We start from the raw sequence: 21117 nt of genomic DNA, 5'->3' as shown, positions 1-21117 counted from the left end.
TTGCTCTCGACACCGAACTCGCGTGCGAGCTCGTGGACTCTTACAGCCACTCTTCTCCTTCAGGGGGGTCCGACCCCGAAGGAGGATCAGACCACTAGTTGACGAACGTGCTCATTGCGCAGTACTCATCGCGCAGTACTCACTTGGTCTTCATGAGCGAAGTGCTCCGATTTCGTGTCGTGAAGCGCCCATCGCGTGGACGCTCCTGGTGGTCAAGCTGTTGGCCCCGAATCCTCGACCAGAGCCGCCACGGCGCTCAGGTCGAGCGGCCCTTCGACTCGAAGGGCCCGACCGAACGCCTTGCGGCGAGTCGCGAGCTCCAGGCACCGGGTCGTGGGGTGCAGATGCGCCCCTCGCCCCGGCAGCGTGCCGTGCGGATCAGGTGTCACGACCGTGGTCGTGGGCTCCCGAACTGCGACGACTCGCACCAGAGTGGTCTTGTCCGCACGCTGCCTGCAACCGATGCATGTCCGGACGACCTCGACCAGTCTACCCGTTTCGCGAAGCGGTCGCGCCATTGAGTCAAGCGCCTTCGGTGCGGGGCGCCTCGGTGTCCGAGCGGATGTCGATGCGCCAGCCCGTGAGCTTGGCGGCGAGGCGGGCATTCTGGCCCTCCTTGCCGATCGCGAGCGACAGCTGGAAGTCGGGCACGACGACGCGCGCCGAGCGAGTGGCCTCGTCGACCAGCGTCACGCCCTTGACCTGCGACGGCGACAGGGCGTGCGCGATGAACTCCGCAGGATCGTCGCTGTAGTCGACGATGTCGATCTTCTCGCCGTGCAGCTCGTGCATCACGTTGCGGACGCGCTGGCCCATGGGACCGATGCACGCGCCCTTGGCGTTGACGCCGGGCACGTTGGCCCGCACCGCGATCTTGCTGCGGTGACCCGCCTCGCGGGCGATCGCCACGATCTCGACCGAGCCGTCGGCGATCTCCGGCGCCTCGAGGGCGAACAGCAGCTTGACCAGGTTGGGGTGCGTGCGCGAGACCTTGACCCGCGGGCCGCGCAGGCCCTTCTCGACCTCGTAGACGTACGCCTTGAGGCGCTCACCGTGGGCGTACTTCTCCTCGGGCACCCGCTCGGAGGCCACCAGGATCGCCTCGATGCGACCGAGGTCGAGCGCGACGTCGCCGGGGCGGCTCTGCTGGATCACGCCGGAGACGATGTCGCCGACCTTGCCGGCGAACTCGCCGTACTTGGACTCGTCCTCGGCGTCGCGGATGCGCTGCATGATGAGCTGGCGGGCGATCGTCGCGGCGAACCGGCCGAAATCGTCGGGGGTGTCGTCGAACTCCTCGGTGAACTGGGGCGCCGGGCGTTGCTCGGCTTCCTCCGAGACCTCCTGCGCCTCGTCACCCTCGGCGGGCTCCGGCGGCGGCTCGGTCTCGAGGCGCTCCTTGGCCCACACGGTCACGTGTCCGCTCTTGCGGTCGAGCTCGACCCGCGCGTGCGGGTGGGAGCCTCCGGTCTTGTGGTAGGCGGAGAGCAGTGCGGTCTCGATCGCCTCGACGACGATGTCGAAAGAGATGTCCTTCTCGTGCTCGAGGGCGCGCAATGCGGCCATGTCGATGTCCATCAGGCGTCCTTCCTGTTCAGCTCGGTTTGCACGAGCGCGGTGTTGATCTGGTCGTAGGTGAGCCGTTGGCTCGTGGTGCGGCCCTCGATGACGACGCCCGCCTCATCGCTCTCGCCGATGCGGCCGTCGATCGACGAGTCGTCGGCGAGCCGCAGGCGCACGAGCCGGCCGGCGTTGCGCCGCCAGTGGCGGGGCTCGGTGAGGGGGCGGTCGACGCCGCGCGAGGTGACCTCGAGGGTGTAGGGCTGCGAGCCCATCACGTCGGAGGCGTCGAGCTCCTCGGAGAGCGCCCGGGTGGCGTCGGTGATGTGGTCGATGCCGACTCCGCCGTCGCGGTCGAGCGCGATGCGCAGGACCCGCTTGTTGCCGGCCGGAGTGAGCTCGATCGCCTCGAGGTCGAACCCGAGCGCCGACACACAGTCATCCACGAGAGACGCGAGTCGTTCGTCCATGGCTCGTCCTCCAGTGTTCACTTGTGATTCGGCTGTCGTCGGCACCGGCATCAGTGTCGGGTCCACCCTACCCAACCAGCGGCCCTCCGGTGAACGCGACGAGTCGGCTAGCCTGCCGTGGTGATCAGCCGACGCGCGCTCCTGGCAACCGGCGCAGCCACCGTGGTAGTCGCGGCCGGTCTCGGCGGTGCGGCCCTGGGCCATCGCCTCGACGACCTCGCCCGCAACGTGGGCATCGAGCCGCACAAGGAGCCCGATCCCGCCGACGATCGACTCATCGCCCGGGTCGCCGCCGACCAGAACACGCTGCTCGCGCAGGTGGAGGCATTAGCGGTCAAGCACGCCAAGCTCGGGCTCAGCCCGTTCGTCGCGATCAGCACCGCGCATGCCAAGGCCGTCGGCGTCCCAGCGGTCGTCCCGGACATCGCGGCGCCGCCGGCGAACCGCGCCAAGGCCGTCGATGCGTTGGTCGCCGCCTACTCGGCAGCGTCGAAGGCCCGAGCGGCCGACTCGGTCAAGGCGGCCTCCCCCGCGCTCGCCCGCGTCCTGGCGTCGATGTCCGCAGGCCTGGCCCAGTGCGCACGCGGGGTCGGTGAGCTGCGATGACGTCGACCGAGACCCTGCAGGACTGGCTCGCGCTCGAGCACGAGGCCGTGTGGCTCTACCCCGTCATCGGCGCCCGGTTCGGCGCGCTGGCCGAGCGGGCCCGCACGTCTTACGACGATCACGGCACCGTGCGGGACGGCCTGCTGGCGCGCCTGCACCAGCTCAGGGTCGAGCCGGTGCCGCCCGCGCTGTCGTACGACGTGGTGCGGGTGCGCAACAAGGCCAGGGCGCTCGCCGCCGCCCGGCAGCTCGAGCGCGACATCGCTGCGGTTTGCCTGAGGCTCGCCGGTGACAGCACCGGCGACCTACGGACGTATGCGACGAGGGGGCTGCGCCGTGCGGCGCTCGCCGAGCTCACGTGGGGCGGCCGCCCCGACGCGTTCCCCGGCCTCCCCTAGCCGCCGAGATGTGGATGCTGGTGCACCACGCCAGGTCACTTCGTGGTGCAGCTCGATCCAAATCTCGGTGACCTAGCCGCGGAGGTGGGCGATGAGGTCGGCGAGCGGGACGTCGGTACGTTCCCCGGTCGCCCGGTCCTTGACCTCGACGACGCCGTCGACGAAGCCCTTGCCGACCACGACGATCGTGGGCACGCCGATCAGCTCGGCGTCCTTGAACTTCACGCCCGGCGAGACCTTGCCGAGGCGGTCGTCGTAGAGCACGTCGATGCCCTCGCCGATCAGGTCCTGGTAGACCTGCTCCGCGCCAGCCACCACGGCCTCGTCCTTGCCGGCCACGATCAGGTGCACGTCATACGGCGAGAGCTCCTTGGGCCAGATGAGGCCGAGGTCGTCGTGGGCGTACTCCGCGACCGCTGCGACTGCGCGGGACACCCCGACGCCGTACGAACCCATCGTCACCGTGACGAGCTTGCCGTTCTCGTCGAGCACCTTGAGGTCGAGCGCGTCGGCGTAGAGGCGGCCGAGCTGGAAGATGTGGCCCATCTCGATGCCGCGGGCCAGCTCGAGGGGGCCCGAACCGTCAGGAGCCGGGTCGCCGGGGCGGACCTCCGCGGCCTCGATCGTGCCGTCGGCGGTGAAGTCGCGGCCGGCCACGAGGTCGATGACGTGCGAGCCCTCGACGTTGGCGCCGGTGACCCAGCGGGTGCCCTCGACGACACGGGGGTCGACGAGATAGCGGATGCCGGACGCGCTCTCGGTGCCCAGCGCAGCAGGTCCGATGTAGCCCTTGACCAGCGCGGGGTTGGCGGCGAAGTCCTTGTCCTCGAACGGCTCGACCTCGGCCGGCGAGACAACCGCCTCGAGGCGCTTGGCGTCGACCTCGCGGTCTCCGGGCAGGCCGATCGCCAGCGGCTCGCGGGTGCCGTCGGGCTGCCGCAGGATCACCAGTACGTTCTTGAGCGTGTCGGCCGCGGTCCACGGGCGGTCGTCTCGCGGGAATGCCTCGTTGAGGTGCGCCACGAGCGTGTCGATCGTGGGCGTGCCGGGGGTCTGCTCCGCATGCGCGGCAGGCGCGTCGTCGTACGGGATGGCGTCGGGCACGACGGTCGTGACGGCCTCGACGTTGGCGGCGTAACCACCGGGCGAGCGTACGAACGTGTCCTCGCCCGTCTCGGAGACCGCAAGGAACTCCTCGCTGGCCGAGCCACCCATCGCACCGGACTGCGCGTGCACGATGACGTACTCGAAGCCGAGCCGGTCGAAGATGCGGACGTACGCCTCGCGGTGGGCCTGGTAGGACTCGGCGAGGCCGGCGTCGTCGATGTCGAACGAGTAGGAGTCCTTCATGATGAACTCGCGGCCGCGCAGGATGCCCGCACGGGGACGCGCCTCGTCGCGGTACTTCGTCTGGATCTGGTAGAGGCTCAGCGGCAGGTCCTTGTAGGACGAGTAGAGGTCCTTGACCAGCAGCGTGAAGAACTCCTCGTGCGTGGGGCCGAGCATCATGTCGTTGCCCTTGCGGTCCTTGAGCCGGAACACGTTGGGACCGTAGTCGGTCCATCGTCCGGAGGCCTCGTAGGGCTCGCGGGGCAGCAGCGCCGGGAAGCGCACCTCCTGGGAGCCGATCGACTCCATCTCCTCGCGGATGATCTTCTCGACCTTGGCGAGCACCTTGAGGCCGAGCGGCAGCCACGAGTAGATGCCGGGTGCCACACGACGGACGTAGCCGGCGCGCACCAGAAGCTTGTGGCTGGGCACCTCGGCGTCGGCCGGATCGTCGCGGAGAGTACGCAGGAAGAGCCGGGACATACGCATGGGACGACCTTATGCGGTCGGTGTCACGTCAGCTTCGGGCGGCCTTCATCGCGATGCGGATCATCGGCAGCTGCAGCGGGAGGCGCAGCACGGTGCCGAGCGTGAACCACCACGGCTTGCGCGAGTCACGAGCTGCGTCGACCGACATCTGCACGTTGGCCGGGAACACCGCCACGAGCAGCGCGGCCGAACCCAGGCCACCGAGTCGCCGGCCGCGGGGATGCAGCAGCATCCCGGCCAGGGCGAGCTCCGCCGCGCCGGACACCTGGACGAGCTCGCGCTTGCGCGGCAGCGCCTTCGGCACGATCGCCTCGTACGTGCGAGGGGTCACGAAGTGCAGCACGCCGGACACCGCGAAGATGCCGGCCAGGACCTTGATGTCACGACTCATGCCATGAGCATGTCAGAGAAGGATCGACGCGAACGTCGCAGTCTGCTCGAAGCCGACCCGTTCGTACGCCCGGCGGGCCGCGGTGTTGTGGTCGTTGACGTAGAGCGTGACGATCGGTGCGACCGTCGCGCGCGCCTGCTGCACGACCGCAGCCAGCGCGGGCGCGGCGATGCCCTGGCCCCGCTGGTCCGGCCTGACGTAGACGCCCTGGATCTGGCAGGCGTACGGAGTCGCGGCGCCGACCTCGGCCTTGAACAGCACGTCACCGTCCTCGATGATCGCGAACGCCCAGCCCTGCGAGATCAGCTGGGCGACGCGGGCGCGATAGCCGCTGCGGTTGCCGATCTCGGGGTCGACGCCGACCTCTTCGGTGAACATCGCGACGCAGGCGGGATAGACCGTGTCGAACTCGTCGAGCACCACCGGGCGTACACGCGGGTCAGGGCGCAGGTGGCTGTCGTGCTCGAGCACCATGAACGGCTGGTCGAGGCGTGGCGAGCGGGCGGGACCCCAGTGCGGCTCGAGCAGCTTCCACATCGGCAGCACGGCGTCACGCGGCCCCACGATCGACGACGGACGTACGTTGTCGGAGACCGCCTGCTCGGCGAACGCCTCGACGGCCGCCGGTGTCGCCTGGGCGGGTACGACGTTGGCGCCGGCGTGGCACGCCGACACGAGAGCGCCGTCCTCGAAGTAGCCCCAGACCTGCCCGCCCAACCAGCGCGTCTGCAGCTTGGTGGCGTCGACGCGGTTGCGGATGAACAGGTTGACCAAGGGATCGCGGTCGAGCAGGGCGTTCAGCTCAGGGAGGTCGGACGTCGTCAGCGCACGGACGTGCGTCGTCGTCGTCTTGAGCACAGCGCCTCCCTGGGTGGTGCCACCAGCCTACGACGGACCCGGCGCGGACGCCCGCGGCACACCGATCAACTGACGGTGACGGCGGGCGAGCCGCCCTCGACCGGCTCCATGCCCTCGGCGATGCGCATGGCTTCCTCGATCAACGTCTCGACGATCTTGGACTCCGGCACGGTCTTGATGACCTCGCCCTTGACGAAGATCTGGCCCTTGCCGTTGCCGGACGCGACACCGAGGTCGGCTTCGCGGGCCTCCCCCGGTCCGTTGACGACGCAGCCCATGACGGCGACGCGCAGCGGCACCTCCATGCCCTCGAGGCCGGCGGTGACCTCTTCGGCGAGCGTGTAGACGTCGACCTGGGCGCGACCGCACGACGGGCACGAGACGATCTCGAGCTTGCGCTCGCGCAGGTTGAGCGACTGCAGGATCTGCAGGCCGACCTTGACCTCCTCGACCGGCGGCGCCGATAGCGAGACGCGGATCGTGTCGCCGATGCCCTGGCTCAGGAGCGCGCCGAACGCGGTGGCGCTCTTGATCGTGCCCTGGAACGCCGGTCCGGCCTCGGTGACGCCGAGGTGCAGCGGCCAGTCGCCGCGCTGCGACAGCTGCTCGTAGGCCTGCACCATCACGACGGGGTCGTTGTGCTTGACCGAGATCTTGAAGTCGTGGAAGTCGTGCTCCTCGAACAGCGACGCCTCCCAGACGGCCGACTCGACGAGCGCCTCGGCCGTGGCCTTGCCGTACTTGTCGTAGATGCGCTTGTCGAGCGAGCCGGCGTTGACGCCGATGCGGATCGAGACACCGGCGTCCTTGGCCGCGCGGGCGATCGCGCCGACCTGGTCGTCGAACTTGCGGATGTTGCCGGGGTTGACGCGTACGGCGGCACAGCCGGCGTCGATCGCCGCAAAGACGTACTTGGGCTGGAAGTGGATGTCGGCGATGACCGGGATGTTGGAGTGCTTGGCGATCTCGGGCAACGCGTCGGCGTCGTCCTGGCTCGGGCAGGCCACGCGGACGATGTCGCAGCCCGCGGCGGTGAGCTCGGCGATCTGCTGCAGCGTCGTGTTGACGTCGGAGGTCAGCGTCGTGGTCATCGACTGCACCGAGATGGGCGCGTCGCCTCCGACGTCGACCGTGCCGACCTTGATCTTGCGCGTCTTGCGTCGTGGTGCCAGCACCGGAGGCGGCATCGCGGGGAGTCCGAGATCAGTCATGTCTTCAGCTCAGTTTCACGGGGTTGACGATGTCGGCGTAGATCAGGATCACACTCATCAGCATAAGGAGGGCACCCACGGCGTAGGCGACCGGCAACATCTTGGCCACGTCGACGTATCCGGGGTCGGGCTGGCCACGCAGGCGGGCGATTCCGCGACGTACGGCCTCGTAGAGCGCACCGGCGATGTGGCCGCCGTCGAGCGGCAGCAGCGGGATGAAGTTGAACAGCGCGAGGAACAGGTTGAGCCCGGCGAGCAGCACGAGCACGCGCTGGACCCGCTCACCCCACGTCGGGTCGTCGACCGTGACCATCTCACCGGCGACCCGGCTCGCCCCGACGACGCTGATCGGGCCGTCGGCGTCGCGCTTGCCGCCGAACGCGGCCTTGGTCACGTCGACCATGCGCTGCGGCAGGTGGACAATCGCCTCGGCGGTGCCCTTGACGTACGTGCCCATGGTCGACACGACGTAGCCAGGGCCCTGTCGGACGTACGTCTCGGTGGGTGCGACGCCCAGGAAGCCGACGTTGACGGTCTTGGTCGGGTCGTCGACGTCGGCGCGTGCCAGCACCGAGGTGGCGACGCTGACCTCGCGGGCCTTGCCGTCGCGCTCGAAGCCGATGGCGGCCTCGCGCGAGCCGTTGGCGCGGATGAGCTTGGTGAGCCCGTCCCACGACGTGACCCGGTGCCCGTTGAACGAGGTGATCTGGTCGCCCGGGAGCAGCCCGGCCTTCTTGGCCGGCGTGATCGGGTCCTTCGACGTGCACGTGCGCCCCGCCTCGGCGTCGCTGATGGCGCAGTCGGAGACCGTGTTGACCGTGGTCGACGGCTTGAGCGCTCCGAACCCCATGAACACGATCGTGAACAGCACGATCGCGATGAGGACGTTGACCATCGGGCCACCGGCCATGACGATCAGCTTCTGCCACCACGGCTTGCGATAGAACAACCGGTCGAGGTCCTTGTCGTCGACATGTTCGTACTCGGCGTTGCGGGCGTCCGAGATCAGCTGCGTGAACAGGCCCGTGTTGGTCGTGCGCACCTCGTGCGGGTCGGCGTCCTTGGCCGGCGGCAGCATGCCGACGAGCTTGACGTAGCCGCCGAGCGGGATCGACTTGATGCCGTACTCGGTCTCGCCGCGCTTGACCGACCACACGGTGTTGCCGAAGCCCACGAAGAACTGGGTGACCTTGATGCCGAACTTCTTGGCCGGGTACATGTGGCCGAGCTCGTGCAGGCCTATCGAGACCGCGACGCCGATGATGAATCCGACGACACCGAGGGTGTAGATCAGTGCGTTCATCGTTTCTCCACCAGCTCCGCGGCCCGGGTGCGGGCCCATGCATCGGCGTCGAGCACGCCGTCGAGGGTCAGATCCTGGCGGGCGACGGCCGGATCGCCGAGATGCTCGTCGAGGACGCTGCCCACCGTGTCCACTATGCCGAGGAAGTCCAAGTCGCCGCCGACAAAGGCGTCGACGCACACCTCGTTGGCGGCGTTGAACACTGCCGGGCCCGTACGCCCGAAGGTGCCGGCCTTGCGCGCCAGGCTGACGGCCGGGAACGCCTCGTCGTCGAGCGGGAAGAACTCCCACGTCGCCGGCTGCGTCCAGTCGCAGCCTGCGGCAGCGTCGGGCACGCGATCGGGCCAGGCCAGGCCGAGCGCGATCGGCAGCTTCATGTCGGGCGGCGACGCCTGCACCATCGTGGCGCCGTCGATGAACTCGACCATCGAGTGGACGATCGACGGCGGGTGCACGACGACGTCGATGCGGTCGAAGTCGATGTCGAACAGCAGATTGGCCTCGATGACCTCGAGCCCCTTGTTGACCAAGGTCGCGGAGTTGATCGTGATGACCGGACCCATGTCCCACGTCGGGTGCGCCATCGCCTCGGCGGGTGTGACATCGGCAAGCTCGGCGCGCGTACGCCCGCGGAACGGGCCGCCGCTCGCGGTGACGATGAGCCTGCGGACCTCGTCACGCCGCTCCCCTCGCATCGCCTGGGCGAGAGCTGAGTGCTCGGAGTCGACCGGGACGAGCTGGCCGGGCTTGGCCGCGCCGATCACGAGCTCGCCGCCGATGATCAGCGACTCCTTGTTGGCGAGCGCCAAGGTCGTACCGGCTTCGAGCGCGGCCAGCGTCGGAAGCAGGCCGACGGCACCAGTCATCCCGTTGAGCACGACGTCGCACTCGATGCGGGCGACGTCGACCGCCGCGTCGGGTCCGGCGATGAGGCGCGGCACCCGGTGGTCGCCCTGGGCGTAGCCGTTGCGCTGCGCCTCGGCGTAGAGCGCGAGCTGGACGTCCTCGGCGGTGCTCGCCTTGGCGACGGCGACGAGGGGCACGTTGAACGCGATCGCCTGCTCGGCGAGCAGTCGCGGGCTGCCCCCGCCGGCGGCCAGCGCGACGACCTCGAACCGTTCGGGGTTGGCCGCGATGACCTCGAGGGCCTGGGTCCCGATGGATCCCGTTGAGCCGAGAACGGCGACACGCTTGCGCATCCGACCATTGTCCCCGATGCGTTGCCCATGCCCTAGTCCGGACATGCAGGATGGCGACCTCCTCGAAAGGAAGTCGCCATCCTGGGTGAGCCCCGGAGCGGCGGCAGACGAGGGATGTCCTGTCGCCGCGCCCCCTCCGCTCCGGGAGTTCGGTTACTTGACCTCGGACTTGAGGACCGCCATGACGCCGAGCGACAGCGGGATGATGAACCAGATCAGGCTGGAGGTGCCGATCTGGGCCCACTGCTCACCGCTCGGACCACCGTCGAACAGCGGGGTCTGCGCGTCGTTGAAGTCGATCCACGGCTGGATCTTCTCGAACCAGTCCTGGGTCGCCGCCAGGAACCCGAAGATGCCGGGGATGACGAAGGAGTACACGAAGTAGGCGACGATCGCCCCGGCAGAGTTGCGGATCAGGACGCCGAGCATGAAGCCGACCATCAGGCCGAGAATGTTGGCCAGGATGATGTAGAGCATGTCGGCGACCGACACGTCCCACCTGGTGTCGACACCGTTGAGCGCTGAGCCGACGACGTTGCCGAGCGCGCCGACCGCGAACGAGAAGATCATCGAGACGACCGCCACGATGATTGCCGCGATGGCCTTGGCGAGGATGACCTGTCCGCGATGCGGCAGCAGCGTGAACGTGATGAGACCCGTCCTCTGACTCCACTCGCCTGTCACCGACAAGATCGCGACGACCGGGAGCAGGATGGCGAACGGCACGCCGATGGCCGTGCCGAACACCGAGTACTCGAGGTTGTCGTTGGGCACGAAGATGATGCAGGCGATGGTCGCGATCGTCGCAACGATCCCGATGCTCATCATCAGCCAGAATCCCGAGCGGGTGTCGAACATCTTGCGGAGCTCGACCTTGACGAGGCGGCTCAGCGGAATGGCGGGCCTGGTCGTGTCGATCGTGGCGACTGCGGTGCTCATGACTGCGCTCCTTCGGGAGTGATCTCTTCGCGTTGCGTGTCGGAGGTCAGCTCGAGGAACATCTCCTCGAGTCCGGCGCCCTCGGCGGGTCGCAGCTCGATCAGGGCAACTCCCGCTGACGCGGCAGCCTTGCCGACCTGCTCGGGGGTGGCCTCCGTACGGAGCCCGCCGTCGCCGGACGGCGAGGCAGTGATGCCCGCGGAGGTGAGCGCGTTGGCGAGCGCCGAGGTGTCGCCGGCCTTCACGAAGGTGCCGGCGGTCTGCAGAAGCTCTGCCTTGGTGCCCTGGGCCACGATGCGGCCGTTGCCGATGACGATGATCTCGTCGGCGATGACCTCGATCTCATGCAGCAGGTGCGACGACAGCAGCACGGTGCCGCCACGGTTGGCGTACTCGCGCAACAGGCTGCGCATCCAGTGGATGCCTGCCGGGTCGAGGCCGTTGGCCGGCTCGTCCAGGATCAGGATCTTCGGGTCGCCCAGCAGCGCATTGGCGATACCGAGACGCTGGCGCATGCCGAGCGAGTAGTTGCGCACCCGTCGCGTCGACTCTTCCGCCGTGAGGCTGACGAGCTTGAGCATCTCGTCGACGCGCGACATCGGCAGGCCCATCGTCAGAGCGCTGAGCGTCAGGATCTCGCGGCCGGTGCGGCCGGCGTGCTGCGCGGAGGCGTCCAGCAGGACGCCGATCTGGGTGCCTGGGTTCGGGATGTCTTGGTACAGGACGCCGCCGACCCGTGCTTCACCAGCGGACGCGGGCGTGAGCCCGGCCATGATGCGCATCGTGGTCGACTTGCCGGCACCGTTCGGGCCGAGGAAGCCGGTGACGGCTCCCGGTCGGCACTCGAACGAGACATTGTCGACGGCTTTGAAGCCGCCGTACGTCTTCGTGAGTCCTTCAACTGTGATCATGACACCCAGTCTGCCCGCGGGAAGGTGCACAAACATCGGTCGAGCGACCATTGATCGCTAGCCGAAAGTATGAGATGGACGAGCCGATGGGCGGTCGTGGCTCACGCGCGCGACCCCTAGCCTTGGAGGATGCCGGCCGCCGACTACCAACCGCCTCTTCGGTGGTGGAACCACGCCTGGCGCTACGCACTCGTGCTGACGATCTCTGGAGTGGCGTGGTTCGAGATCGCCTACTGGCAATGGGACCACAACCGGCTGTGGTTCTGGAGCGATCTCGGACTCGGCCTCGTGGGACTTGTCGCACTCCAGTGGCGTCGTCGGTTCCCCGTCGCCGTCGCCGTGTTCACCAACGCCGCCTCGTTCGTGTCGTGGTCGTCCGCCGGGCCGGGCACGCTCGCCCTCGTCTCGCTGTCGACCCGCCGGCGGTGGCGCGAGGTCATCCCGCTCGGGGTCCTGGCGATCGTGGCGAGCCTGGTCGCCGAGAACAACAACCCGGTCAGCGAGGACGTCCTGGCGTTCACGATCCCGTTCATCATCGCGATCATCGGCGTCTCCGTCGGCTGGGGCATGTACATCGGGTCACGCCGGGAGCTGCTGACGACCCTGCGTGAACGCGCCCGCACTGCCGAGTCAGAGCAGGCAGCACGCGTCGCCCAGGCACGTACGGCCGAGCGTGGCCGCATCGCGCGCGAGATGCACGACGTGCTGGCGCACCGCATCTCGCTCGTCACGATGCACGCCGGTGCGCTGACGTACCGCGAGGACCTCACGGCTGAGGAGATGCGCGCCACCGCTGCGGTGATCCAGGAGAGCTCGCACCAGGCACTCGTGGAGCTGCGTGACGTGCTCGGCATCCTGCGCGACGACGCCGGAGATGCCAGCCCCGAGCGCCCGCAACCGTCGGCGGTCGACCTGCCGGCGCTACTCGACGAGGCACGCGCGACCGGCATGCGGATCGAGACCGAGGAGCTCGTCGCGCTCGACGGCATACCCGAGACCCTCGGACGTACGCTCTACCGCGTCGTGCAGGAGAGCCTCACGAATGCCCGCAAGCACGCGCCCAACACGCTCGTCACGGTGTCCGTGACCGGCAGCCCGTGGGCTGGGCTGACGATCGTCGTGACCAACCCGCTCGAGGTCGGCTCCAGCCGCGTCGCGGTGCCCGAGTCGGGGCTCGGCCTGATCGGGCTGGCCGAGCGTACGGCTCTGGTCGGCGGGAAGCTCTCGCACCGGATCACCCCGGGGCGTGAGTTCGTCGTCGAGGCATGGCTACCGTGGCCCGCATGACCACCCGGGTGCTGCTGGCAGATGACGATCCGCTGGTCCGCGCCGGGCTCGCCCTGATCCTCGGCGGCTCCGACACCATCAGCGTCGTCGGGGAGGCCGCCAACGGCCAGGAGGCCGTCGACACCGTGCGGTCGGGTGGCATCGACGTCGTGCTGATGGACATCCGGATGCCGGTGCTCGACGGCATCGCGGCGACCGCAGCCGTGCTCGAGCTGCCGGATCCACCGAAGGTCATCGTGCTGACGACGTTCGACGCCGACGAGTACGTCGTACGGGCGCTGGCTGCGGGTGCCAACGGCTTCCTGCTCAAGGACACGCCGCCGGCCGAGATCGTCGCGGCGATCGGCAAGGTCGTCGACGGCGAACCCATGCTGTCGCCGACGATCACCCAGCAGCTCATCCGTCAGGTGACCGACGCTGCGCCGGGCCAGCGCGACGATGCCGCGGCACTGTCGCGGGTCGCCTGCCTCACCGATCGCGAGCGTGAGGTGGCGATCGCCGTGGGCGGTGGCTCGTCGAACGCCGAGATCGCCGCCGATCTCCACATGAGCGTCGCGACGGTCAAGGCGCACATCTCGCACATCTTCACCAAGCTCGATGCGACCAACCGGGTCCAGGTCGCCATCGCGATGCACGACGCCGGCCTGCTGTAGCGCGTAGGTGGGACGGACGGCCTGCTCTCACCTCGATGGCCGGTAGATTCAGGCACATGCTCGACGACTACCGCGAGGTCAACCGCGCCGCCTGGGACGAACGGGCTCCGGCTCACGTCGCCTCGCCCGACTACGCCGTCGACAAGTTCCGCTCGGACCCTGAATTCATTTCGAACGTCATTCGCTTCGACCTGCCGCTGCTCGGGTCGGTGGCCGGGCTGCGAGGCGTGCACCTGCAGTGCCACATCGGCACCGACACGATCTCACTGAGCCGGCTGGGCGCCCGGATGACGGGGCTCGACTTCAGCGCGGCCTCACTCGCCGAGGCTCGACGCCTCGCCGCGGAGCTGGGCGACCCGACCGACTTCGTCGAGGCCGATCTGTACTCCGCACCCGACGTGTTGCCCGCGCACACGTACGACCTGGTGTTCACCGGCATCGGCGCCCTCGGCTGGCTGCCCGACATCCGACGCTGGGCCGGCGTGGTGGCCGGCCTGCTGGCTCCCGGCGGGCGCCTCTTCATCCGCGAGGGTCATCCCGTGTTGTGGTCGTTGGCCGATCCGCGACCTGACGGCCTGATCGTCATCGATCATCCCTACTTCGAGCGCGCCGAGCCTTCCGTCTGGGACGAGCCCGGCACCTACGTCGAGAGTGATGTCGAGTTCCAGCACACCGTGACCCACGAGTGGAACCACGGCCTCGGCGAAATCGTCACGGCGCTTCTCGACGAGGGCCTGCAGATCACCGGCCTGGTCGAGCACGACAGCGTGCCTTGGGTGCCGATGGAAGGGCAGATGGACGATCTGGGCAACGGTGAGTTCCAATTGTCCGATCGCCCCTGGCGGCTCCCTCACTCCTACACGCTGCAGGCCGTCAAGTCGGGTTGAGCTCTTCCTGGCGCCACGCGACGTCAGGAGTGCGCGGCGTTGAACGCCTCGATCACCTTGGAGGGTGCTCGGCGGTTGTCGCTGACCTGATGGCCGTTCGCTCGTGCCCATTCCCGGAGGTCGTGGATCGTGTAGCCCTCCATGATCGCGACGCCAGACCCGCCGCGCCCACGACTGCTGCGCGGCGCGTACGTGTCACGGACCTCCTCGGCACCGTCCAGGAGGTTGCGCAGGAAGTCGTCGACGGCCTTCTTGGACTCGTCGGACAGGTAGAGCTCGTACGTCCGACCATTGATCCGATAGCGCTCGGGAGGCGTATCGGGGTGCAGCTCCTTGCCGTCGTAGTCGTCGATCACCGTCACGATCGGCTCGGGGACGATCTCGCGCTTGGGCATACGTTCTCCTTCGGCTGGACGCGGTCAGGATAGTCCAGCCCGGTCAGGCTGTGCGGTCCGCTCAGGACGTCTCCCACACCTGCTCGATCGGGATGTCGCGCTGCAGGACGTTGACAGCGGCCCGGCGGCCCGACGCCATGGCTGCAGTCACGGTCGCCGGGTCGTCGGTCCATGTCGCCTCGCCCGCGATGTGCAGGACCCCGCCGACCGGGGTGGCCAGATCATCGTGGTCAGCGGTCGTCGAGCCCACTGTCATGTACGCATAGGAGCCGCGCGCGAACGGATCACCCTGCCAGTCGGTGGTGTGGACCTCGACCGGCTCCTCCACCCGGTCGCCGTACAGCCGCCGCAGCTGCGCGAGCACCGACTCCGCGATCCTCGACTTCTCCCACCCACGCGTGGCGGCGGCCGCAGGGCCGGCGGCGAACGTCAGCAGCGTCGGAGTGCCGTCCAGCGAGGTGAGGTCGTACCAGGAGTGCCACCACGCACCTTCCGGACCCTGCTGACGTACGACGTAGACGTCCTCGTCCCAGAACCGGGTCCGGAAGCGCAGGAAGACCTTCTCGAACGCGTTCATCTCGAGCCGGCTCAGAGCGCCGGCCACCGGCTCGGGCAGCGGAGGCTCGATGACGAGATCGGCGCTGCGCAGGACCCCGACCGGCACCGTGAGGATGACGGACCGGGCCGACATCTCGCCCCCACCGCCGGTGACGACCACACCGTCAGAACCCCAGCGCACGTGCGAAACGACGTGTCCGAGGCGAATGTCGAGCCCTGCCGCGAGACGTTCGGGCAGTCGGTCGTACCCGTCGGGGAACACCACCTCGTCGCCATCGATCACGTCGTCGTCGAGACCGTGCGCCGCCAGGTCCCGGCTCGCCACCCCGTACTGCTCCTCCGAGCGGTGCCGGAGATATTCGCGCACCCGCTCCGCCCGAGCCTCGTCCCACCCGAGGGACGCGAGGACGCTCTCGGTGACGCCTGCGTATGACGCGTCCGCCTCGGAGGTCGCGATGACGTCAGGCAGCAGGGCGTCGACGGTGTGGATGTCGTCGACGAATCGCTGAGCCGCGACGTCCGACAAGCGCTCGCCGTCCGGGCCGTAATAGGCGATCGGCCGGCCGTCGGGCTGGTAGCCGCCCACCGTGAACTCGCGCATCCGCATCCCGAATGCCTCCGCGGCCGCGGCGACCGGGCTGCCGGTCGTCCCGTGGATCCACGAGGCGCCGAGATCCGTGGTGCCTCCGTCGCTTCGGTCGGTCCACACGCGGCCGCCGACCCGGTCGCGCGCCTCGAGCACGACCACCCGTTGGCCCTCACGCGCGAGGAGCCGGGCGGCCGTCAGCCCCGCCACGCCGGCCCCGACCACGATCACGTCGTGGTGCTCCACCATCGTCCGTCCCCGGCCCTAGGCGTCCAGGTTGGTCATCACGTGCTTGATGCGGGTGTAGTCCTCGAGGCCGTACATCGACAGGTCCTTGCCGTAGCCGGAGTGCTTGAAGCCGCCGTGTGGCATCTCGGCGACGATCGGGATGTGCGTGTTGATCCAGACGCAGCCGAAGTCGAGGCGCCGGGCCATGCGCATCGCCCGGCCGTGGTCCTTGGTCCACACCGACGACGACAGGCCGTAGTCCACGCCGTTGGCCCAGCGCACCGCCTCGTCCTCGTCGCTGAACTGCTGGACGGTGATGACCGGGCCGAAGATCTCGTCCTGGCTGGCGTGGTCGTCCTGCAGCAGCCCGGAGAGCACGGTCGGCTCGAAGAAGTAGCCGTCGCCGAGCGCCGTCATCCGCGATCCGCCGGTCTCCAGCCGCGCGTGGTCGGGAAGGGAGTCGATGAACTCCTTGACGTGGGCGAGCTGGTTGGCGTTGTTGACCGGCCCCAGATCGACGTCGTCGTCCGGCATGCCGACCTTGGTCGCACGAGCGGCCTCCGTCAGGGCAGCGGTGAAGTCGGCTGCCACCCGCGGGTGGACCAGCACGCGCGTCGCCGCGGTGCAGTCCTGGCCGGCGTTGAAGTAGCCGGCGCCGGCAATGCCCTCGGCAGCAGCAGCGAGGTCGGCGTCGTCGAACACCACGACGGGCGCCTTGCCGCCGAGCTCGAGGTGGGGCTTCTTGAGGTCGGCGGCTGCCGCAGCGGCCACCTCCATCCCGGCGCGCACGGATCCGGTGATCGCGACCATCTGGGGCGTCGGGTGGGTCACCAGCGCCCGGCCGGTGTCACGGTCACCGCATACGACGTTGAAGACGCCCGGCGGGAAGAACTCCTGCGCGATCTCGGCCAGCAGCGTCGTCGAGGCCGGCGTCGTGTCGCTGGGCTTGAGCACGATCGTGTTGCCGGCGGCCAGGGCAGGAGCGATCTTCCAGATCGCCATGACGAACGGGTAGTTCCATGGCGTCACCTGCGCCACGACCCCGATCGGCTCACGCCGGATCATCGAGGTGTGGCCGCGCAGGTACTCCCCCGCCGACTTGCCCTCGAGCACCCGTGCCGCGCCGGCGTAGAACGTCATGGCGTCGAGTGCCTGGCCGAGGATCTCCTCGCTCAGCGTCAGCGCCTTGGGCTTGCCGGTGTCACGCGACTCGACGTCGACGATCTCGTGGGCCCGGTCCTCGATCGCGCGAGCGAACTGGTTGAGCAGCTTCGACCGCTCGTACGGTGTGGTGTCGCGCCACGTCTCGAACGCCGTCGCCGCGGCCCCGAACGCGCGATCGACGTCCTCCGCGCCGGACAGCGGCGCCGAGGCGTACACCTGACCGGTCGACGGATCGATGACGTCGTACGTCGCGCCGCTCACCGCCGGGACGAGTGCTCCGTTGATGACGTTGGTGATCGCTCGGTCCATGGGCTCCATCCAACCCCAATCTCCCGCCTGAGGCAACGGAATCCGAACTAAAGGGCAGATCACACGACGAATTCCCTTGTCTTTGTGTCCGGTGTCTTGCGATCATGGCTGCATGAGCTACTCCGACGAGGACTACACCCGACTGCAGAAGGCCGGCAAGCGCCACCTGTGGATGCACTTCTCCCGCCACGGGAGCTACGACGATGCCCACGACATCCCCATCATCACCAAGGGCGACGGCATGTACGTGTGGGACGCCAAGGGGCGCAAGTACCTCGACGGGCTCGCCGGGCTGTTCGTCGTCCAGGCCGGCCACGGTCGCCAGGAGCTGGCCGAGGCCGCCGCGAAGCAGGCCGCCGAGCTCTCGTTCTTCCCCATCTGGACGTTCGCGCACCCCAACGCGATCGAGCTCGCCGAGCGCATCGCGTCGTACGCCCCGGGCGACCTCAACCGGGTGTTCTTCACGACGGGCGGCGGCGAGGCCGTCGAGACCGCATGGAAGGCTGCCAAGCAGTACTTCAAGCTGACCGGCAAGCCGCTCAAGACCAAGGTCATCAGCCGCCAGATCGCCTATCACGGCACCCCGCACGGCGCGCTCTCGATCACCGGCATCCCGGCGCTCAAGCAGATGTTCGAGCCGCTCGTGCCGTCGACAGTGCACGTGCCCAACACGAACTTCTACCGCGCCCCCGAGCACGGTGACAACCTCGACGACTTCAGCATCTGGGCGGCCGACCAGATCGAGCACGCGATCCTCGCCGAGGGTCCCGACACGGTCGCCGCGGTGTTCCTCGAGCCCGTGCAGAACGCGGGCGGCTGCTTCCCGCCCCCGCCCGGCTACTTCCAGCGCGTACGCGAGATCTGCGACCGCCACGACGTCCTGCTCGTGTCTGACGAGGTCATCTGCGCGTTCGGCCGGCTCGGCGAGATGTTCGGCGCCACGCGGTACGACTACGTGCCCGACATGATCACGTGCGCCAAGGGCCTGACGTCCGGCTACTCCCCCCTCGGCGCGATGATCGCGACCGACCGGGTCATGGAGCCGTTCCTGCAGGGCGACAACAGCTTCGCCCACGGCTACACGTTCGGCGGGCACCCCGTGTCGACGGCCGTCGCGATGGCCAACCTCGACATCTTCGAGCGCGAGAAGCTCAACGAGAACGTCCGCAACAACGAAGGCGCGTTCCGGGCCACCCTCGAGAAGCTGCTGGACCTCGACATCGTCGGCGACGTACGCGGTGACGGCTTCTTCTACGGCATCGAGCTGGTCAAGGACAAGGCGACCAAGGAGACGTTCGACGACGACGAGTCCGAGCGGCTGCTGCGCGGGTTCCTCTCGAAGGCGCTGTTCGAGAACGGTCTCTACTGCCGCGCCGACGACCGTGGCGACCCGGTCATCCAGCTCTCGCCGCCGATCATCGCCGAGCAGAGCCACTTCGACGAGATGGAGTCGATCCTGCGATCGGTGTTGACGGAGGCACAGGGTCACCTCTGACCTCGGCGGTTTACCAAGAGGTCAGGGCAGACCGCCACTCCTCAGGGCGTACGCACCTTGAGGAGTGGCTGTTTGCCGTGCAGCGTCCGCGACGAGGCGAAGTTTGCCGTGGCCTCTTGGTAAACCGCCGCCCCGGTCAGGCAGCCAACGCCTTTTCCTGGCGACGGCGGAAGATCTCGTTGCCCAGGACGATCGCGATCGCGATGACGAACATCGCCGTGCCGATCACGTTGACCTGCATCGGCACGCCGCGCTGGTTGGCGCCGTAGACGAACATCGGGAAGGTCACTTCCTGGCCCGCGTTGAGGTTCGTGACGATGAAGTCGTCGAACGACAACGAGAAGCTCAGCAATGCCGCACCGATGATGCCCGGCAGGACCAGCGGGAACGTCACCCGCCAGAACGTCTGCACCTCGTTGGCATACAGGTCCATCGCGGCCTGCTCGAGATTGTCGTCGAGCCCGCTCAGGCGCGCCTTGACCGTGACGATGACGAACGACAGGCAGAACATGACGTGCGCGATGAGGATCGTGATGAAGCCGAGCTGCCCACCGAATCCGCGCGACACGAAGAGTGCCAACAGCGACGAGCCCATCACGATCTCGGGTGACGCCATCGGCAGGAAGATGATGAGGTTCGCCGCCTTGCGCCCGACGAACTTGTGGCGGGACAGGGCGAACGCGGCCAGCGTGCCGAGGATCGTGGCGACCAACGTGGCCAGAAGCGCGATCTCGATGCTGAGGATGACCGAGTCCTTCATCCCACCGGGCTTGAACGGGTGCAGCCAGTTGTTCCAGGTGAAGTCCTGGAACTTGTAGACGTTCTTGGACTTGCTGTTGTTGTTGAAGCTCATCAGCACGACGACAGCGATCGGCACGAACGTGTAGACCAGCACCAGCAGCCCGAGTCCGAGCACGAGGTGCTTGCCGATCCAGCGCCTCAGGCGTGCGAGGGTGCTCATACGAGGTCCTCCGTTCCCGAGGTGCGGACATAGATCAGGACGAGCCCGACAATGATCGCCATGAGCGTGACCGACAGCGCGCCAGCCGCGGCGTAGTCACCCTGCGTCGTGAACAGGCTCTGGATGACGTTGCCCACCATCTTGGTGTTGGTGTTGCCGAGCAGCGTGGCGTTGATGTAGTCACCGGCCGCCGGGATGAACGTCAGCAACGTGCCGGCGACGACGCCGGGCAGCGACAGCGGGAACGTGACCTTGAAGAAGCCGCGCATCGGCGAGGCGTACAGGTCGCTGGACGCCTCGATCAGGCGTACGTCGATCTTCTCCAGGCTCGCGTAGAGCGGCAGCACCATGAACGGCAGGAAGTTGTAGGTCAGACCGGCGATCACGGCGAACGGTGTCGCCAGCAACCGGTCGTCTGTGCCGGTCAGGCCGATGAAGTTGAGCAGGTTGGTCAGGTGGATCGTCTGGGCGAATCCCACGACCCAGCCGTCGTCAGCGAGGATCAGCTTCCACGACAGGGTCCGGAGCAGGAACGACGTGAAGAACGGGGCGATGACCAGCACCAGCATCAGGTTCTTCCAGCGGCCGGCCTTGAACGCGATCGCGTAGGCCAGGACATAGCCGATGACGAGGCAGGCGAGGGTCGCGAGGCCCGCATACCAGATCGACCTCCACAGCTGGCCCTTGTAGTCGTTGATCGCGTCGACGTAGTTGGCGAAGTGCCACGTCATGTTGTAGCCGGTCAGGACCGATCCGTTGGGGTCGAACAGGCTCGAGGAGACCAGCGAGTAGAACGGGATGACGAAGAAGACCCCGAGCCACAGTGCGGCGGGCAGGATCAACCAGTAGCCCGTGAGCTTGCGGCCACGTGGCGCCGGCGCGGCTGAGTCGTGCGGGTTGGCCGGAGCGATGCCGGCGGTCGAGGTCATC

General features: G+C 68.2%; 22 protein-coding genes. 6 read left to right on the top strand and 16 right to left on the bottom strand.

Features of this window, described 5'->3' with window-relative positions; genetic code table 11:
- Nucleotides 1-212: 212 nt before the first annotated feature.
- The 3 genes from ESP70_RS12280 to rimP are packed head-to-tail and all read right to left on the bottom strand — an operon-like array spanning nucleotide 213 to nucleotide 2030.
- Nucleotides 213-518 (bottom strand): YlxR family protein, encoded by a 306-nt coding sequence (locus ESP70_RS12280; protein ID WP_149689528.1) that lies wholly within the window; start codon nucleotides 516-518, stop codon nucleotides 213-215.
- Nucleotides 519-522: 4 nt separating this feature from the next.
- Nucleotides 523-1578 carry a transcription termination factor NusA gene (gene nusA, locus ESP70_RS12275; RefSeq protein ID WP_149689527.1) on the bottom strand — a complete coding sequence of 352 codons (1056 nt, stop codon included), beginning with the start codon at nucleotides 1576-1578 and terminating at the stop codon, nucleotides 523-525.
- Nucleotides 1578-2030, bottom strand: coding sequence for a ribosome maturation factor RimP (gene rimP / locus ESP70_RS12270; protein ID WP_149689526.1), 453 nt, complete (start codon nucleotides 2028-2030; stop codon nucleotides 1578-1580). The genes nusA and rimP overlap by 1 nt, the downstream gene beginning before the upstream one ends.
- 120 nt (nucleotides 2031-2150) lie before the next feature.
- On the opposite strand from rimP, the gene ESP70_RS12265 reads away from it, so the two are divergent.
- Nucleotides 2151-2636, top strand: coding sequence for a hypothetical protein (locus ESP70_RS12265; protein WP_149689525.1), 486 nt, complete (start codon nucleotides 2151-2153; stop codon nucleotides 2634-2636).
- Nucleotides 2633-3034 (top strand): DUF4439 domain-containing protein, encoded by a 402-nt coding sequence (locus ESP70_RS12260; protein ID WP_149689524.1) that lies wholly within the window; start codon nucleotides 2633-2635, stop codon nucleotides 3032-3034. Before ESP70_RS12265 ends, ESP70_RS12260 begins: the two co-directional genes overlap by 4 nt.
- 72 nt (nucleotides 3035-3106) lie before the next feature.
- Here ESP70_RS12260 and ESP70_RS12255 read toward each other — a convergent pair whose 3' ends face one another.
- The 8 genes from ESP70_RS12255 to ESP70_RS12220 all read right to left on the bottom strand — a co-directional run bounded on the left by ESP70_RS12255 (nucleotide 3107) and on the right by ESP70_RS12220 (nucleotide 11664).
- Nucleotides 3107-4846, bottom strand: a complete 1740-nt coding sequence (locus ESP70_RS12255; RefSeq protein ID WP_188110619.1) for a proline--tRNA ligase — start codon at nucleotides 4844-4846, stop codon at nucleotides 3107-3109.
- A 34-nt stretch (nucleotides 4847-4880) separates the two neighbouring features.
- Nucleotides 4881-5243, bottom strand: a complete 363-nt coding sequence (locus ESP70_RS12250) for a DoxX family protein (RefSeq protein WP_149689522.1) — start codon at nucleotides 5241-5243, stop codon at nucleotides 4881-4883.
- 12 nt (nucleotides 5244-5255) lie between these two features.
- On the bottom strand, nucleotides 5256-6101 hold the full coding sequence (locus ESP70_RS12245) for a GNAT family N-acetyltransferase (RefSeq protein WP_149689521.1): 846 nt from the start codon (nucleotides 6099-6101) through the stop codon (nucleotides 5256-5258).
- Between the two features lie 65 nt (nucleotides 6102-6166).
- A complete protein-coding gene (ispG, locus tag ESP70_RS12240; protein ID WP_056214930.1) occupies nucleotides 6167-7312 on the bottom strand; it encodes a flavodoxin-dependent (E)-4-hydroxy-3-methylbut-2-enyl-diphosphate synthase in 1146 nt (381 codons plus the stop codon).
- A 4-nt stretch (nucleotides 7313-7316) separates the two neighbouring features.
- Nucleotides 7317-8615 (bottom strand): M50 family metallopeptidase, encoded by a 1299-nt coding sequence (locus ESP70_RS12235; protein ID WP_149689520.1) that lies wholly within the window; start codon nucleotides 8613-8615, stop codon nucleotides 7317-7319.
- Nucleotides 8612-9814: a 1-deoxy-D-xylulose-5-phosphate reductoisomerase gene (gene dxr / locus ESP70_RS12230; RefSeq protein WP_149689519.1), complete on the bottom strand. Its 1203-nt coding sequence runs from the start codon at nucleotides 9812-9814 to the stop codon at nucleotides 8612-8614. The genes ESP70_RS12235 and dxr overlap by 4 nt, the downstream gene beginning before the upstream one ends.
- A gap of 153 nt (nucleotides 9815-9967) precedes the next feature.
- Nucleotides 9968-10753 carry an ABC transporter permease gene (locus ESP70_RS12225; RefSeq protein ID WP_149689518.1) on the bottom strand — a complete coding sequence of 262 codons (786 nt, stop codon included), beginning with the start codon at nucleotides 10751-10753 and terminating at the stop codon, nucleotides 9968-9970.
- Nucleotides 10750-11664: an ABC transporter ATP-binding protein gene (locus ESP70_RS12220; protein ID WP_149689517.1), complete on the bottom strand. Its 915-nt coding sequence runs from the start codon at nucleotides 11662-11664 to the stop codon at nucleotides 10750-10752. Before ESP70_RS12220 ends, ESP70_RS12225 begins: the two co-directional genes overlap by 4 nt.
- Before the next feature lie 129 nt (nucleotides 11665-11793).
- Between ESP70_RS12220 and ESP70_RS12215 the strand changes: the two genes are divergently transcribed.
- Genes ESP70_RS12215 through ESP70_RS12205 form a run of 3 tightly spaced genes read left to right on the top strand, consistent with a single transcriptional unit; the run spans nucleotide 11794 to nucleotide 14491 of the window.
- On the top strand, nucleotides 11794-12951 hold the full coding sequence (locus ESP70_RS12215; protein WP_149689516.1) for a sensor histidine kinase: 1158 nt from the start codon (nucleotides 11794-11796) through the stop codon (nucleotides 12949-12951).
- Nucleotides 12948-13604: a response regulator transcription factor gene (locus tag ESP70_RS12210; protein ID WP_149689515.1), complete on the top strand. Its 657-nt coding sequence runs from the start codon at nucleotides 12948-12950 to the stop codon at nucleotides 13602-13604. The genes ESP70_RS12215 and ESP70_RS12210 overlap by 4 nt, the downstream gene beginning before the upstream one ends.
- A gap of 56 nt (nucleotides 13605-13660) precedes the next feature.
- The gene (locus ESP70_RS12205) at nucleotides 13661-14491 is read left to right on the top strand and encodes a class I SAM-dependent methyltransferase (protein WP_149689514.1); all 831 of its coding nucleotides are present in this window, start codon (nucleotides 13661-13663) and stop codon (nucleotides 14489-14491) included.
- Nucleotides 14492-14514: 23 nt separating this feature from the next.
- On the opposite strand, the gene ESP70_RS12200 is transcribed toward ESP70_RS12205, so the two are convergent.
- The 3 genes from ESP70_RS12200 to ESP70_RS12190 all read right to left on the bottom strand — a co-directional run bounded on the left by ESP70_RS12200 (nucleotide 14515) and on the right by ESP70_RS12190 (nucleotide 17731).
- Nucleotides 14515-14886 (bottom strand): Lsr2 family DNA-binding protein, encoded by a 372-nt coding sequence (locus tag ESP70_RS12200; protein ID WP_149689513.1) that lies wholly within the window; start codon nucleotides 14884-14886, stop codon nucleotides 14515-14517.
- Nucleotides 14887-14947: 61 nt separating this feature from the next.
- Nucleotides 14948-16279, bottom strand: a complete 1332-nt coding sequence (locus ESP70_RS12195; protein ID WP_149689512.1) for a flavin monoamine oxidase family protein — start codon at nucleotides 16277-16279, stop codon at nucleotides 14948-14950.
- A gap of 15 nt (nucleotides 16280-16294) precedes the next feature.
- Entirely contained in the window at nucleotides 16295-17731 is a 1437-nt protein-coding gene (locus ESP70_RS12190; RefSeq protein WP_149689511.1) for a gamma-aminobutyraldehyde dehydrogenase, read from the bottom strand.
- Between the two features lie 112 nt (nucleotides 17732-17843).
- Here ESP70_RS12190 and ESP70_RS12185 point away from each other — a divergent pair, with 112 nt between their 5' ends.
- Entirely contained in the window at nucleotides 17844-19226 is a 1383-nt protein-coding gene (locus ESP70_RS12185; RefSeq protein ID WP_149689510.1) for an aspartate aminotransferase family protein, read from the top strand.
- Between the two features lie 136 nt (nucleotides 19227-19362).
- On the opposite strand, the gene ESP70_RS12180 is transcribed toward ESP70_RS12185, so the two are convergent.
- Together ESP70_RS12180 and ESP70_RS12175 are read right to left on the bottom strand one after the other, a co-directional pair.
- A complete protein-coding gene (locus tag ESP70_RS12180; RefSeq protein ID WP_149689509.1) occupies nucleotides 19363-20187 on the bottom strand; it encodes an ABC transporter permease in 825 nt (274 codons plus the stop codon).
- Complete coding sequence (locus tag ESP70_RS12175; RefSeq protein WP_149689508.1) at nucleotides 20184-21116, bottom strand: ABC transporter permease; 933 nt, start codon at nucleotides 21114-21116, stop codon at nucleotides 20184-20186. Before ESP70_RS12175 ends, ESP70_RS12180 begins: the two co-directional genes overlap by 4 nt.
- Nucleotide 21117 lies beyond the last annotated feature (1 nt).

This window comes from Aeromicrobium ginsengisoli, assembly GCF_004134905.2.
In the GTDB taxonomy this organism is placed as follows: domain Bacteria; phylum Actinomycetota; class Actinomycetes; order Propionibacteriales; family Nocardioidaceae; genus Aeromicrobium; species Aeromicrobium ginsengisoli.
The sequence above is the reverse complement of the archived record's forward strand: the minus strand, read 5'-3'. Positions and strand labels throughout refer to the sequence as shown.